The organism is Cytobacillus sp. FSL R7-0680, assembly GCF_038009245.1.
Taxonomy (GTDB): Bacteria; Bacillota; Bacilli; order Bacillales; family Cytobacillaceae; genus Cytobacillus; species Cytobacillus kochii.
Window position 1 is genome coordinate 2,882,601 of the sequence record NZ_JBBPAO010000001.1, and the last position, 14,105, is coordinate 2,896,705.

Annotated in this window: 14 protein-coding genes; all 14 read right to left on the bottom strand. The window is 39.3% G+C overall.

Annotated features, from left to right (window positions below; translation table 11 throughout):
* Positions 1 to 10: 10 nt before the first annotated feature.
* A complete protein-coding gene (fliD, locus tag MKY26_RS14430) occupies positions 11 to 2,110 on the bottom strand; it encodes a flagellar filament capping protein FliD (RefSeq protein WP_341097909.1) in 2,100 nt (699 codons plus the stop codon).
* Between the two features lie 125 nt (positions 2,111 to 2,235).
* Complete coding sequence (locus tag MKY26_RS14435) at positions 2,236 to 2,586, bottom strand: flagellar protein FlaG (protein WP_095371833.1); 351 nt, start codon at positions 2,584 to 2,586, stop codon at positions 2,236 to 2,238.
* A 205-nt stretch (positions 2,587 to 2,791) separates the two neighbouring features.
* Positions 2,792 to 3,985, bottom strand: coding sequence for a flagellin N-terminal helical domain-containing protein (locus MKY26_RS14440; protein WP_307319400.1), 1,194 nt, complete (start codon positions 3,983 to 3,985; stop codon positions 2,792 to 2,794).
* A 238-nt stretch (positions 3,986 to 4,223) separates the two neighbouring features.
* The gene (gene csrA, locus MKY26_RS14445; RefSeq protein ID WP_251162132.1) at positions 4,224 to 4,451 is read right to left on the bottom strand and encodes a carbon storage regulator CsrA; all 228 of its coding nucleotides are present in this window, start codon (positions 4,449 to 4,451) and stop codon (positions 4,224 to 4,226) included.
* Complete coding sequence (gene fliW, locus MKY26_RS14450) at positions 4,439 to 4,891, bottom strand: flagellar assembly protein FliW (protein ID WP_251162133.1); 453 nt, start codon at positions 4,889 to 4,891, stop codon at positions 4,439 to 4,441. Before fliW ends, csrA begins: the two co-directional genes overlap by 13 nt.
* A 12-nt stretch (positions 4,892 to 4,903) precedes the next feature.
* The gene (locus MKY26_RS14455; protein ID WP_341097912.1) at positions 4,904 to 5,482 is read right to left on the bottom strand and encodes a DUF6470 family protein; all 579 of its coding nucleotides are present in this window, start codon (positions 5,480 to 5,482) and stop codon (positions 4,904 to 4,906) included.
* 63 nt (positions 5,483 to 5,545) lie between these two features.
* Positions 5,546 to 6,598: a flagellar hook-associated protein FlgL gene (gene flgL / locus MKY26_RS14460; RefSeq protein ID WP_341097914.1), complete on the bottom strand. Its 1,053-nt coding sequence runs from the start codon at positions 6,596 to 6,598 to the stop codon at positions 5,546 to 5,548.
* A 14-nt stretch (positions 6,599 to 6,612) separates the two neighbouring features.
* Positions 6,613 to 8,472 carry a flagellar hook-associated protein FlgK gene (flgK, locus tag MKY26_RS14465; RefSeq protein ID WP_341097915.1) on the bottom strand — a complete coding sequence of 620 codons (1,860 nt, stop codon included), beginning with the start codon at positions 8,470 to 8,472 and terminating at the stop codon, positions 6,613 to 6,615.
* A gap of 24 nt (positions 8,473 to 8,496) precedes the next feature.
* Complete coding sequence (locus MKY26_RS14470; RefSeq protein WP_341097916.1) at positions 8,497 to 8,979, bottom strand: flagellar protein FlgN; 483 nt, start codon at positions 8,977 to 8,979, stop codon at positions 8,497 to 8,499.
* A gap of 12 nt (positions 8,980 to 8,991) precedes the next feature.
* On the bottom strand, positions 8,992 to 9,267 hold the full coding sequence (flgM, locus tag MKY26_RS14475; protein ID WP_095371825.1) for a flagellar biosynthesis anti-sigma factor FlgM: 276 nt from the start codon (positions 9,265 to 9,267) through the stop codon (positions 8,992 to 8,994).
* 146 nt (positions 9,268 to 9,413) lie between these two features.
* On the bottom strand, positions 9,414 to 9,821 hold the full coding sequence (locus MKY26_RS14480; RefSeq protein ID WP_095371824.1) for a TIGR03826 family flagellar region protein: 408 nt from the start codon (positions 9,819 to 9,821) through the stop codon (positions 9,414 to 9,416).
* A gap of 58 nt (positions 9,822 to 9,879) precedes the next feature.
* A complete protein-coding gene (locus MKY26_RS14485; protein WP_341097918.1) occupies positions 9,880 to 10,563 on the bottom strand; it encodes a ComF family protein in 684 nt (227 codons plus the stop codon).
* A complete protein-coding gene (locus tag MKY26_RS14490; protein WP_341097920.1) occupies positions 10,556 to 12,043 on the bottom strand; it encodes a DEAD/DEAH box helicase in 1,488 nt (495 codons plus the stop codon). The genes MKY26_RS14485 and MKY26_RS14490 overlap by 8 nt, the downstream gene beginning before the upstream one ends.
* Positions 12,044 to 12,127: 84 nt before the next feature.
* Entirely contained in the window at positions 12,128 to 12,967 is an 840-nt protein-coding gene (locus MKY26_RS14495; RefSeq protein WP_095371821.1) for a DegV family protein, read from the bottom strand.
* Positions 12,968 to 14,105 lie beyond the last annotated feature (1,138 nt).

The following is a 14,105-nucleotide window of genomic DNA, read 5'->3' on the forward strand; positions in this document are numbered from 1 at the left end:
TTTTCACTCCTTATTGCGAGCTATAACCGAATTGTGTGAGCATATAATTCATTTGCTCATTCATTTTTTGCATTTGGGTCTCCATCGCTGCAAATTGTGACCAATACCTTTGCTCTTTATCTGCTAATTTCGATTCTAGTTCAGTTATACGATTATTGATATCATCTAAATTTTTTCCAATAGTAAATTGACTATTTGTCTTCATGCCATTACCCGCTTTTAAGGTAAGCGCATCGATTGATTGTGTAACGGTATCTCGCAATCGTCTAGAAATCCCTTGTTCACCAAGTGTATCCCCATCTGCTGCAAACAAATTAAATACACCTTCTGCATCATTTTCCAATGCTTCCTTCAGCTTATCTTCATTGATTTCAAGCTTACCACCTTCTAAATAATTTTTCGTTGTGGTAATACCAATAGCTGACAGCTGGTTATATTCACTCGTAGCACCTTCTAGCGGTGTATAAAAGTTCATCCGCATATTACTTAGTAAACTACTTAATTGTTGATCTGAACGAAGTAAACCGCTTTTCGCTTTTTCTTCCCAAAGCTCAATATCCTTCTCAGACATCGCCTCACGTTGCTCACTTGTTAACGGTGCATAATCACGATATTTTTCTTCAGATAACTGTCCTTGTATATTATCTATTAATTCATTGTATTTTTCTACGAATTCTTTGATTTTTTCTACGGCTTGATCGGTGTCGTTATTGATTGAGATTGTAACAGGCGAATCGCCATTAACAGCATCAAATGTATCCTTCAAAGTAAAAGAAACACCGTTTACTGTAAACGTATTAGAGGTTCTCTCCGTTTCTAAACCATTTAAAGTAAACTTCGCATTTTCTCCACCTTTTTCATTATTGCTATCAAGTTTTAGAACATTATTTAAAAACGGACTACCATTAAAAGAAATCTCTTTCCCATCGCCACTTTGATTAAAATCACCTGTTGACGTTCGGGCAATCGTTACTTTATCAGAATGTTGGTCATAAAACATATTGACACCTAAGGACGATTTATTCACTTTATCGATCACTGTCGTTAAAGAATCACGGGCATCGAAAGTAAATGTTTGGCTCACTTCACCTGTTTCATTGTATGTAGACATACTGAATTCAAAGTATTGGTGGTCATAACTCACTTCCGCTTTTGCACCTGCTTGTAGGTCAGAGCCGAAAGTGATTTTGCCTGTTTCTTTATCTAAATAAAATTGATCTTCTGCTAGATTATTCATATCCGTACCAGCAGTAAATGTTTTCGTTTCTTTTATTGGGTCACCATTCGTGTCTTTAATGATGTTACCAGCTGCATCTTTTTTGTCCCATGTAAAAGTAATGCTATCCTCAAATTCTGTGATCCCTATTTGTGAAAGTTGCACTTCTTTTGTTGCAGAGCCAACAGAAATTGTATCTTTTTGAACCATACTGTATTCCACTTCAATTTTACTGTCGGCGGGAATTTGTTGGCTGAAAGTCATTTTGCCTGTTTTCTCATCTACAAACACTTGCTTTTGACTAGCATCTAAGTCATCTAGGCTCGTCACCACTTGGTAGTTGTCTGTACCAACTGTAACACTATCCATTTGTTCTATATTATGCTTACCAAGCTTTTGTAATGAAAATTCGGTTCCTGCTTTCTTTACTGTGATTTCTTCGTTTATACTTTGTTCGGTACTCTTCCAATCAAATGAACTATTTTCAAAAATGTCCTTTTGGCTATATAGACTTTTCGTTGTATCTAGTTTTTCACCTGTACTAGTTATTCTTCCCGCACTCGCATTCGTAGCAGAAGTCGCCAATCTACTCACGGCAGACAGTGTATAAGATCCGTTCCCTGCTGTCGAATCTGCCGTTGCTGTGACTTTGTTGCTATTAGAAGAAGTCGTAATTTTTGATAAAAATGAAGATTGCAAGCGCATATTTAAAGTCATATCGCGGAATGATGCTAGTTTTAAGTTAATATCTCTATATGAATCGCGCTGCCATTCGAGCGTTTGTTTCTTTTGTGACAATTTATCAATCGGCACTCTCTGTACTCTCATTAAATCATTAATTAAGGATTCTGTATCTAAACCAGATGCTAAACCACCTATTCGAAAATTCGCCATGACCATCCGTCCCCTTTTCTCTCTATCTATTTATTATATCGACTATAGTCCTATCGTTTACAGTAAAAATATGACTAATTGCCACTGTTCACGAATAAAAAGCCACTAGCATCAGCCAGTAGCTTCTAGACTTTTTGATCCACCATAAGCCCTTGAAATTCTGTCATTTCTGCAATCATATCAAGGAAATCCTTCGGTGGTATTTCACGAACGACTTCTTTAGTATCCGCATCAACAACTTCTACATAATAGCGATCGAGCTTTTCATGTAATTGGAACTGTACCGAAGTATAATGCGTCTGCAAATGACTATTTGCCTGCTCCACCTTTGATTGCAAGAAGTCTTTTTGTACGTCATGAGCAGACACCTTTGCTTTATCTTTTATTGTAAAATTTCTTTCAGGTTGACTTTTTTCTTTCTGCTGAATAACAAAAGGCGAGTCCACCATCATTCTCATATTCGACTCTACTCTCATCCCTATTCGCCCCTTACCGAAATCACCTATTTTCTCTTTATATCGGAAACAACCATAAGGCTCTCTATCAATCTAAAGTTCGGTTTTTATTAGAGAAAAAACAGCGACCTTTTTCTTATACACAAGGTCTTTTTACCTAAAAAGACAAAAAGAAGCCCCAGACAAAGCTGAGACTTCTTAGATGAAAATACCAATAAGCGACGAATTAACCTAATAATTGAAGAACCGCTTGTGGTTTTTGATTTGCTTGCGCAAGCATCGCTTGAGAAGCTTGAGAAAGAATGTTCGTACGAGTCATCTCCATTACTTCTTGCGCCATATCAACGTCACGGATACGTGATTCAGCTGCTTGAAGGTTTTCAGATGAGTTGTTTAAGTTAGAGATTGTGTGCTCTAGGCGGTTTTGACTAGCACCTAGTTTAGAACGCTCTGCAGATACTTTATCAATTGCTTCTTGGAATTTAGTAACCGCTGCAGCTGCATCTTCGTGAGTTAATACACTTAGTGCAGATTCTTGAATTGTTGAGCTTGTCCCGTCAGTTACACCTAATTTAGAATCAGTTGTATCAGCAGTAGTGATTCCTAAAGCAGATGCTCTCATATCAGAAATATTGATGCTCATGCTTTGGTTTTCGTTTGCACCAATTTGGAAAGTAATGCTAGAACCTGCTCCAGCAGCTTTTCCTTCTGCTCCAGCTGTATTAACAACATCAGTGCCACCAACTACAGTTGCTGCTGTTGCAGACTCTTGGCCAGCATTTTGTGTTAATAATATTTTTGTATTATCATCAGGATCAATTGCAGCAGTATATTTTGCGCTTAATTCTGCATCTCCATTAATTTTACCTACAATTGCAGCTAAATCATCAGCAGCCTCAATAGTAACGTCAGTACCATCAATCGTTAGAGTGGAGTCAGCACCAGTAGCTGCAACAAATGATGTTGTTCCAGCAACAGCTGCTACTGCTTCTGAACCATCTTTCCCACCATCGATTAATTTTTGTGTATTGAATTCTGTTGTATTACCGATACGGTTGATTTCTGAAGTTAATTGGTTGATTTCTTTTTGGATTTCTTCACGGTCAGATCCAACGTTTGAGTCATTGGCTGCTTGTGTAGCAAGCTCACGCATACGTTGAAGAATGTTTTGTGATTCTTGTAGCGCTCCTTCAGCAGTTTGGATCATTGAGATACCATCTTGAGAGTTACGGCTAGCTTGGTCTAAACCGCGGATTTGTGCGCGCATTTTTTCAGAGATTGCAAGACCTGCTGCGTCATCTCCTGCACGGTTAATACGAAGACCTGAAGATAATTTCTCCATCGCTTTAGCGTTTGCATTGTTGTTTACGCCTAATTGACGATACGTATTTAATGCTGAAATATTATTGTTGATAATCATTTGAATTCCTCCATGAGTTATATTTTTCCACATCCTTGTGGATTGAAGTAAAGCTTGTCGCTTTATTCTTATTTATTATCGGAGTGCTATAAAGTTTGTTTAATACTTTTTTATAAAAAATTAATAATTAAAAAAATACTTGTCTCTATTGCCTTCTCATTACTCCAACATGAATTCTTGTTTCCTTTGTTTATCTTCAGACAAATATAAAAAAAATAAACCGATATCTCCAACCGGTTTATTTCTCAGTATTATGTTTCAATAGTGCCATTAAATCAACAGGGTTTTGCGCGGCTTCGTTGTTTTCTGTCTGAATTTGTAGGTAAACTTCTTTTCTGTAGATGTCGATGTCTTTTGGTGCTTGGATGCCAAGTTTGATTTGGTCTCCTTCGACAGCGACGATCGTGATTTCGATGTTTTCATTAATGATAATCGATTCGTTTTTGCGACGGGTTAGTACGAGCATGAGGCATCCTCCTCCTTCAGCTGGAATAACGGATGCTTTGTCTTGTAGCGCGCATCATTTAAGACAAGCTGTTTCCCCATTCGTTTTTTCATATTAATCACCAATGGACCTTGCAAATTCGCCGTTGATGACTTAAACGGTTCCTTCAATGTGAGAATAACAAAAGTAGCTACGTCTTCCGGTTGTTCAATTTGCAGCGCATGTTGCGATGCTTCATTGAGCTGAAATTCGTAATCAGCAAAAAAGGCATACGGGTCGACAACGACAAACGCTAACTCTGCCGTATTGATTGATTGTAAAATAAAATAAGGGAGTTCTTCTAAAAAGGGAAGAAGCACATATTGCTGTTCTTCTGGAAACCCTGGCAAGCCTACCGGAAAATGAAGGTGTTGCTCTGCTGACACTTCCACTGTCCCTTGATATTTTGTCTCAATTTTCATCGTAACACTTCCTTAAATAAGCTGATCCACTTGAAAATCTCTTAGTTCAAAGTTAATCGCTTCTTTTTGCTGCAAATAAATTTGTGCTTGCCAGTTTTCATGAACGATTTGTGGTCGATTGATACTTACATCAATGGCTGGCGTTTGCGGGGTTACGTTCACATCGACGCTCCCTGGATCATAATCGATTTGTACCCAGAAATGGTTTTTCGGTAAATAGCCGATCCCTGGTGTCTTTTGGTTGGGCTCACTATTTTGTTTCGCAATTTGTGGAATGGCACCTGCTCCGTTTTCAATTTTCATCATCGCATCACCTTCACGAACCCGCCTAGAGATCCCTGTAATTGCCGTCATCTTTGCCTGTTCAGCCGCTTCTGCGACTCGCCTGCCTGCCCCTTTATTATCCAGATCAGCTCGCGCCTCTGATTGATCAATAAAAAGCCGGGATGCTTCATGACTAATTGTAAGCTTTGCTGGTGGCTGATGCATCGAAACGTCTGCTTGCGACTGTTTGATTTTCATCACAGGTTGATAATAATTGATACCAAGTTGCGCCTGTTTTGTCGTTATTTCTAAATAAGGTGTATGCATAGATTCACCGCTCTTTACATGACGAGCGGCCCATCTCTAGAGATGAACCGTCGTCAGCGTTTTTTATCGTAAAAAGTCCATTAATGTTGGTTGAATAATGCTTGCTCCTACTGCTAAAGAAGCACGGTGGAGGGCTTCTTGGGATGTTAATTCAATAATGACCTTCTCTGCATCGATATCTTCATTATTAGACATCATGGTTTTGGCAAGTATCTCTTGATTCCCTAAACGACTTTCAACCATCTCTACTCGATTAGATTTAGCACCGATATCTGCCATTTCAGAGATTACATTATTATGGTGATGATCAATCATATCCAGCTCCCCAGATAAATCATCCGCTGTTGTATCAGGTGAATTCAACTTATCAATTAAGTTGCCAATATCTTTAAATAAATCTAATGAAAAGACATTTTGCGGCTTACTATTCACATCGAGATGAATGCCTGCAGAAACTTCAATTTTTACGCCTTCAGCATTGCTAGCAACCGCCCCTTTTTCTTTCGCTACAAAAGAATCTGGTAACGGGAATCCGATTTCAGTACCATCTTGAGCTTTAAATGCATTCGAAGCTTCATTCCAAACAAGCTGACTACCCTTCTCATCGAAAAGTACATAATTCTTGGCATTATTCGCATCAATTGTGCTAATATCAACATTTTGATCAATTTTCTTTAAATCCACTGGCTTATTCGTTGTATCTGAGCCGTTAAAAATATACTTATTATTCACTTTAGTATTGGCAATCGTTTCCAATTGATTTCGTAGCTGTTCAATTTCACTAGCCACGTTCTTACGTTGACCTGCATCATATGAATCACTGGAAGCCTGTACCGTAAGATCACGGATACGTTGGATAATTTTATTCGTTTCATCCAGTGCCGATTCCGTATTATCCATCCAGTTATATACTTCACCTAAATTGCGTTGATATTGGGATACAGCCGTTACTTGGGAACGGTAATTGACCCCTTTCATCGCTGCTACAGGATCATCAGACGGGCGATTCACTTTTTTGCCGGTATATAACTGCTCTTCTAACTTACCAAGCTTTTGATAGTTGTTTTGAATATGTTTTAGTGAATTTTGTGAAAGCATGGATTGTGTTACGCGCATCAGTCATTACCTCCTTATCTTCCAACTCTGCCCATACCATTAATGATGGTATCAAGCATTTCGTCTATTGCAGTGATTTGTCTAGCCGCTGCACTATAAGCATGTTGAAACATGATCATATTGGACATTTCTTCATCAAGAGAGACCGAACTTACAGAAGAACGGTTAAATTGGACCGTGTCGGCTAGCGTAGCAGCATTTTCCGTCATTCGATTTGCCTCTTGTGTAGTTACTCCTAACTCACCAATCATCCCTTGGTAGAAGCTCATCATATTTGTATCTGATCCATTAAAATCGAGCATCATGTCTTTTACATTTGCCAGAGCAACTGCATTAGAACCGTCGCCAACAAAACTTTCACTCGAAGGATTTTGTCCAATACCTGTTAACTCAAATGACCAAGTAGAACCAGATTGTAAATTAGAGATTGTACTAGTATCGATTTTAAGGCCAAAGAGATTCATATTTTCTTTCACTGCTTGATTTTGATGGTCAGCTATTGGGTTGCCGTCTAAATCATAAGCGGAGTACTTCCATGAACCATTATCATAAGTCAACTCAATTTTTGCCTCACTAATCGTGATCGGCGGGGTATCATATGTTTGAATACCACTGAACGCACCCAGAATCGTTGGGTTACCAGTCGATGGGTTGTCCGCATGTTTCGTAATAGAACCCGTAAATAACTCACTACTTGAGGAAGCGGCAATATGATTTAAATTATTCATGATTGAATCAGACACTTTTATACTGGCTGCTGCCCCTGCTACATTATCGCCAATTTCAAAGAAGTCCACACCGTTCTTAACGCCGCTCTCAATTTCAGATAAACTCCAGCCACTTTGATGGACAGCATTAAAGGCCGTGGCAAAGCGGAAAGCCATTAAGTCCAGATTCGCAAGCATATCAGAATAAACACCTGTTTCCTTCCCAGTGGCATCTATTTTGCCGTACATATCTATATTCGCAAGTAAGCTCCCTTTCGAAGTAAAATCTGATGCAGCCATCGATTTATTACCGATTTGCAGACTAGCAACAGCTTGTGTTTCAGGGTCTTTTTTGACACTCAATGATTGGACGATATCATTTTTCCCATCGAGTAAAGTACCGACACTTTTACCATTCCCATCGACTAATTCAATCGAATATTTCCCGGCAGCTTGACTACTTGCATTCCCACCACTTGATGTAGCACTCACTTTAATGTTGACTAAGCCTGAGAGTTGATCAACAAGTACATCCCTTTTATCATATAAATCATTCGGCAAATAGCCATGTGGTTCTACGCTGGCAATTTGCTCATTGATCTGGTTAATTTGTGTGAGGATTGAATTAATTGTTTTCACATTCATATCAATTTGCTCACCGACATCTGCTTTCTGAGCGCTCAGTTGTCCTGCCAAATAATTAAAAGTGTCACTCACGGCAATCCCACGCTGACGAACAACCGAACGAGCACCTGAATCTTCAGGGTTAGTTGATAAGTCTTGCAAAGCATTCCAAAATTGATCTAATGTATTCGCAAGGCCAGTATCTGACGGCTCATTCATGACACTTTCAATTCGGGAAAGCTCACTGCTTCTCGTATTCCAATAACCGAATTTATTGTGCTCATTACGGTACTGTACATCCAAATAGTCTTCGCGTATGCGTTGAACCGATCCTGCCTGAACACCCGTTCCAATTTGTCCTGGCATGTATGGCGCATTCATTCCAACAGACGGAAAAGCATTTGTTTGTGTAAAGTTCACCCTTTGTCTCGTATATCCTACAGTATTCGCATTGGCAATATTATGCCCGGTTGTATAGAGTGCACTTTGTTGTGTATGTATGGCTCTCTTCGCCGTTTCTAACCCCATAAAAGTAGATTTCATAACGTTTCCTCTCTTTTCTCTATCCTACACTTTAGACTGGAACATTCCTGTTGCAGCTTGAGATTTCGCTTTTTGCGGATGAATATAATTCATATTTTGCGCAGCTGCTTTCGGATTGACGAGATTCATAGATAAATTCACATATTGTAAGGAGTGATAAATCAGTTGTTGATTCAATTGATTTTTCTCTTTTAATTTGTCAATAACGGATGATAACTGATCTCTTTTTTCAAGTAAAGCTTGTTGTTCATGTTGTTCCAGTACTAATATACAGTCTGCTATTGTTGGCTTATCGATACTAGGTACAAGACTTGCTGCAATCTGGATACGCGCTTGTTCAAGCTTCTTTATTGTTGCGACATGGGTTTGTTCATCTTTTAGCATCTGATCTAATGCAGCCATATCACCCTTTTTAATCATATCTGTCTTCTGGCCTGCAAGCTCATAAAGGCTTTGATGATAAGATATTAAGCGTTCCATCGCAGTGAGAAGTGCTTCTGCAGACATACCACACCCTCCTTAAGAGCGTTTTTGTTGAAAATGTTGAACTAGGCTTTTCGCCAATTCATTCGCATCAACATGATACGTACCATTTTCCACTTGCATTTTTAATTGCTCCACCTTCGCTTGGCGAGCAGGATCTGATTGTGATGTTTTTTGCATTTCTAATGCTTTTGAAGAAATTTCGAGTTTATCTGCTTGATTCGTTTTCGCTTGTTCTACTTGCTTTGTCATATTCGCTTGGCGTTGGTAGGGATTGACCTGGTTTGCCGCGTTAAAATGATTAACCTTCATTATAAATCCCCCGCTTTCTTCGTCCCTTTTATTACTCCTATTATCGGTATAAATAGAATGAGTTTAAAGTGATATTACACTTTTAGTAAATTTTACATACATACTATCGTTCCGAAAGTAAACATTAGTTCTTTAGACTTCCTTCTTTAAGACTGTTTACCTCTATAAGAATAGTAGGTTCTCTCTCTTTCTTTTATCCGATCCTGCTCTCGTTCAAATTGCTCTAATTCTTTTTGTAATGCTTTGCGACAAGACTCACAAATTCTTCCTTCTTGAATTAATGTACCACACTGATCGCAAGGATAGCCTAGCTGGGGAAATTGCGCCACCTTTAATCGACCTGATCGAACAAACTTCTGCAGGAGCCACTCCTCTACTCCTGTTGCTTCTGTTATTCTTTGCATAGTAGCAGCACGATTTTCTCTTTTCCTTAGAAAGGCATATACGACTTCGTATGCTTCTTCTTCTTTTTTAAAACACGCTTGGCAAATGGTGCTGACTTGATTTTTCATAAATAAGGCATTACATCTAGGGCAGTTTGCGATCTCCGCCATTCTTTTCACCTCTACTGATAGCTTCTATTCTATATATCGTCAGCATCGGCTAACTTTTTTAACTTCTTGCAATCGTCAATGATCGAACCTCACTTGCTCCTGCCTCTTTTAGCAATTTAGCTGCATGATAAAGAGTCGTACCTGTTGTATAAATATCGTCGACGATTAACACTTTCTTCCCGCTTATTTCTTGTTGTCCCGTGAATCGAAAAACTTGTGGTGTCTCTAATCTTTCCTTTCTTGTTTTCTTCGATTGTTTTTCTGTATGCATACGGGTGAGGAGAATGGTGGGCTTTTTGCCTAATGCGGTGATCAGTGCTTCTGATTGATTGAACCCTCTTTCATAGCGTCTTTCTTCACTCAGCGGAATCGGTGTAATAAGATCAAAGCTTATTTGTTTTAATTTGGATTTTAGCAAATCAGCAATTGCAACTGCGAGGATATAATCGCCACGATACTTATATTGAGCGAGCACTTGCTGACAAAAAGGGTTGTATGCTAATACAGAAATATTCTCGTCCAGACAACCGCTATATATTGGATCCGCCTGCCACTTCTTACAGTCGAGACAGATTTCAGCCGTTTCCATCCACCGGTGGCAAGTTGGGCAAGTGGGACCTTTGATAAATGTCCATTTTGCTATACAGTCTTCACAACAAAATGACTGCGCAGCTTTTTGAAACAATGCTTGAAATCCACCAGGAAGTTGCATTTCCTTTTGACAATAGAGACAGCTATTCATGAAGTAAGCCCCTTTGTTTTGCTTCTTTATTCATTTGCAGTATTTGCTTTTTAGCCCGTACCATTGCAGTTGTTTTACCATAATGAAAAAAAACAACATCTCCTGTTGGTGCCTCAACACTTCTCCCAACCCTTCCAGCTATTTGAACAAGCGCACTTTCTGTGAAAATACGCTCTTCTGCTCCTAATACAGCAACATCTATATGAGGAAAAGTCACTCCTCTTTCTAAAATCGTCGTTGTGAGTAAAATAAGCGTCTCTTGCTTTCTCATTTTCTGGACTTTTTCTTTTCGTAAAGGATCTTCCGCATGCACTGCCTCCACTTTAGGATGAAGTTTTTGTATGAGAGGTAGCATATCATCTATTAGCTTAATTTTAGGAATAAACAGCAAAACCTGTTTCTCTTTTTCAATGCGTTGCTGTAACCATTTTTTTAACACAAAAGGGAGACGGGCGTTTTTTAGGGGGATTGTCCATTGTCCAATCCATTTAAATTGAGGAATCGGTAAAGGAAAGCGATGGAAACGAGCAGGGATGGTCATATATGCTCTTTTATTTTGCCGACATTCTTTTTGCCACTTCCTTGAAGGAGTAGCTGTTAAATAAATCGTGGCAGCTGCAGACTTTTTCGCTTGCTGAACAGCATACTGGAGTGTGGCATCCATTGTGTAAGGAAAGGCATCCACTTCATCAACAATGACTGTATCAAAAGCACGATAAAAGCGGAATAACTGATGTGTTGTACTGATGACTAGATTGGCAAAAAGGTGCCGGTCTTCACTTCCACCATACAGTGCGGCAACCGTGGTGTGGGGAAACACTTTTTTCAGACGGGGTGCGAGTTCTAAGACGACATCTGTTCTTGGAGTAGCAAGGCACACGCGCTGACCTTGCTTTAGTGCATGAGCGATTCCTGCAAAAAGCACTTCGGTTTTACCTGCGCCACATACCGCCCAAACCAGGTACTCTTTTTTGTTATCAATGGCTGCGACAACTGCCGTGGATGCTTGTTGCTGTCCTGTAGAAAGCGTCCCATCCCATTTTAACGGTTGGTCGACTATTAGGGTGCTCGGGCTTGGTCCATTCCAACTAAAAAGTGGAGTACAAGCCGACACTCTCCCCATCATCAAGCAATTGCGACAATAATGGCATTGCTCATTTCCACAACGAGCACATGGATATGTCGCTAAATGATGACTACTGCCACAGCGAGCACATTTGATTTTTCTACCTTCTTTTATGAAGGGTCGACGAAGCGTGATATAACCTTCGTTCACATGGGTGAATAATTCCTCTACAGGGTGAGAAATTTCATCTAGCAGTAATTGTTTACCAAATAGGAATGTCTGAATTTGTGGATTGAAGCGGTATGTAGGGTTGTGATTATGGTGAGGGATGTTCGGAAGTTCTGTAATAGTGTAAGAAGCTGAGTCGTGGTGAAATACGGGGATGAGTAGGTGATCTTTCATGAGTATTCGCATATAGACTCCTTTCGTGGCTAAAAAAAAGGAGTTATTTCAGCAGTGGTTCGTTTTGTCTGCGATAATAACTCCTTAGTAGATGTATTATTTTTTTACCCAGCCAAGACCCATTGAGCCTTCGCCAAGATGTGTACCAATAACTGCACCAAAATAGCTTATACCAAAAGTGACATTCGGTAATTGTGCTTCTAGCTCTTCCTTCCATTTCTGCGCTTCCTCTAAACGGTTTGCATGAATAATAGAGGCTTCATAAGCTTCTCCACTCGCTGCATCTTCCGCTAACAAATCAACGATTCGTTTCATTGCTTTTTTACGCGTACGGATTTTTTCGAATGGCACGATGAGCTTATTTTCAAAATGAAGCAATGGTTTCACTTGGAGAAGACTTCCTAAGATTGCTTGCGCACTTGATAAGCGGCCACCTCTTTGTAGATGTGACAGATCATCAACCATAAAATAAGCACGAATGGATTGTTTCATTTCATTCAGTTTGTCCATAATTTCTGCTGGCGACTTCCCGTCAGCTGCCATTTCGGCTGCTTTGACGACATAGAAACCTTGTACACGTGCGCTAATTTCTGAGTCAAAAGGATAGACGGTAATGCCTTCAACCATATTACCGGCAGAGACTGCCCCTTGATAGGTGCCACTAATCCCGCTTGATAAGTGGATGGAGATGATGGCATCATAGTCTTGCTTCAACGTTTCAAACAATGTGACAAAATCACCTACGGATGGCTGTGATGTTTTCGGCAAATCCTTATGTTTGACTTCCTCATAAAAACTTTCTGCAGTGATTTCTATTTCTTCTTTATATGATTCATTGCCAAATATCACACTCAGCGGGATCATGTGAATATTTAGCTTTTCTCTCAATTCTTGTGTGATATAAGATGTACTATCCGTTACTACGGCCGTTTTCATAAATAGAGTGACTCCTTCACTTTTTTCTCTACTATATGTTCTGTTACCATTCTATATGAAAGTTAATAAAAATGCATTAAGTTTAGAGAGGTTTAAGGGGAAATCTTTTACTTTTTGATGGGCTTTTGGGGTGGTTGGTTTGATTCATACTCGAAGTCTGGGGTTTTAACTTTTGCGGTGATGTAAGAGCGCAGGCTTTGATTGTATATTGTATGGTAGCTCCTTCTCCGGTCATGAGTCAACTCTTCCTCCATGATCCAGTTATGAAACACCTAGAGTAAATTAGGATTTAGACATTTTATTTGATAATCCCCCTTTTATGTGTGTCGCAACTCTCAGCTCAGGTTCCTTTTCTTGGGGACTTGGCGATATTTATATCGAATATCTTAGACTCGAGAGGGATCGGAGAAATTAATGCGGTTCCTTCTTTTAAGTTACTTATCTTCTCCTTTCTTCTTTTATTAGTCGGGATTCTCGCTTTTACGCTACTTATCTTTCACTCTCTTTTTTATTAGTCGCGATTCTCATCTTTGCGCTACTTATCTTCTACTCTCTTCTTTTTTTAGTCGCGATTCTCACTTTTTCCCTACTTATCTTTCACTTTCTTCTTTTTTTAGTCGCGATTCTTGCCTTTGCCCTACTTATCTTTCACTTTCTTCTTTTATTAGTCGCGATTCTCGCCTTTACCCTACTTATCTTCTCCTCTCTTCTTTTTTTAGTCGCGATTCTCACTTTTTCCCTACTTATCTTTCACTTTCTTCTTTTTTTAGTCGCGATTCTTGCCTTTGCCCTACTTATCTTCTCCTCTCTTCTTTTTTTAGTCGCGATTCTCACTTTTTCCCTACTTATCTTTCACTCCTTTCTTTTTTTAGTCGCGATTCTTGCCTTTGCCCTACTTATCTTCTCCTCTCTTCTTTTTTCAGTCGCGATTCTTGCCTTTGCCCTACTTATCTTTCACTTTCTTCTTTTATTAGTCGCAATTCTCATCTTTGCCCTACTTATCTTCTCCTCTCTTCTTTTTTTAGTCGCGATTCTCACTTTTTCCCTACTTATCTTTCACTTTCTTCTTTTATTAGTCGCGATTCTTGCCTTTGCCCTACTTATCTTTCACTCTTTTCTTTTATTAGTGGCGATTCTC

What these genes read in the sequence shown, in the direction of transcription:
- fliD (WP_341097909.1), bottom strand. Translation starts at nt 2,110, where the DNA reads ATGGCGAATTTTCGAATAGGTGGTTTAGCATCTGGTTTAGATACAGAA.
- MKY26_RS14435 (WP_095371833.1), bottom strand. Translation starts at nt 2,586, where the DNA reads ATGAGAGTAGAGTCGAATATGAGAATGATGGTGGACTCGCCTTTTGTT.
- MKY26_RS14440 (WP_307319400.1), bottom strand. Translation starts at nt 3,985, where the DNA reads ATGATTATCAACAATAATATTTCAGCATTAAATACGTATCGTCAATTA.
- csrA (WP_251162132.1), bottom strand. Translation starts at nt 4,451, where the DNA reads ATGCTCGTACTAACCCGTCGCAAAAACGAATCGATTATCATTAATGAA.
- fliW (WP_251162133.1), bottom strand. Translation starts at nt 4,891, where the DNA reads ATGAAAATTGAGACAAAATATCAAGGGACAGTGGAAGTGTCAGCAGAG.
- MKY26_RS14455 (WP_341097912.1), bottom strand. Translation starts at nt 5,482, where the DNA reads ATGCATACACCTTATTTAGAAATAACGACAAAACAGGCGCAACTTGGT.
- flgL (WP_341097914.1), bottom strand. Translation starts at nt 6,598, where the DNA reads ATGCGCGTAACACAATCCATGCTTTCACAAAATTCACTAAAACATATT.
- flgK (WP_341097915.1), bottom strand. Translation starts at nt 8,472, where the DNA reads ATGAAATCTACTTTTATGGGGTTAGAAACGGCGAAGAGAGCCATACAT.
- MKY26_RS14470 (WP_341097916.1), bottom strand. Translation starts at nt 8,979, where the DNA reads ATGTCTGCAGAAGCACTTCTCACTGCGATGGAACGCTTAATATCTTAT.
- flgM (WP_095371825.1), bottom strand. Translation starts at nt 9,267, where the DNA reads ATGAAGGTTAATCATTTTAACGCGGCAAACCAGGTCAATCCCTACCAA.
- MKY26_RS14480 (WP_095371824.1), bottom strand. Translation starts at nt 9,821, where the DNA reads ATGGCGGAGATCGCAAACTGCCCTAGATGTAATGCCTTATTTATGAAA.
- MKY26_RS14485 (WP_341097918.1), bottom strand. Translation starts at nt 10,563, where the DNA reads ATGAATAGCTGTCTCTATTGTCAAAAGGAAATGCAACTTCCTGGTGGA.
- MKY26_RS14490 (WP_341097920.1), bottom strand. Translation starts at nt 12,043, where the DNA reads ATGCGAATACTCATGAAAGATCACCTACTCATCCCCGTATTTCACCAC.
- MKY26_RS14495 (WP_095371821.1), bottom strand. Translation starts at nt 12,967, where the DNA reads ATGAAAACGGCCGTAGTAACGGATAGTACATCTTATATCACACAAGAA.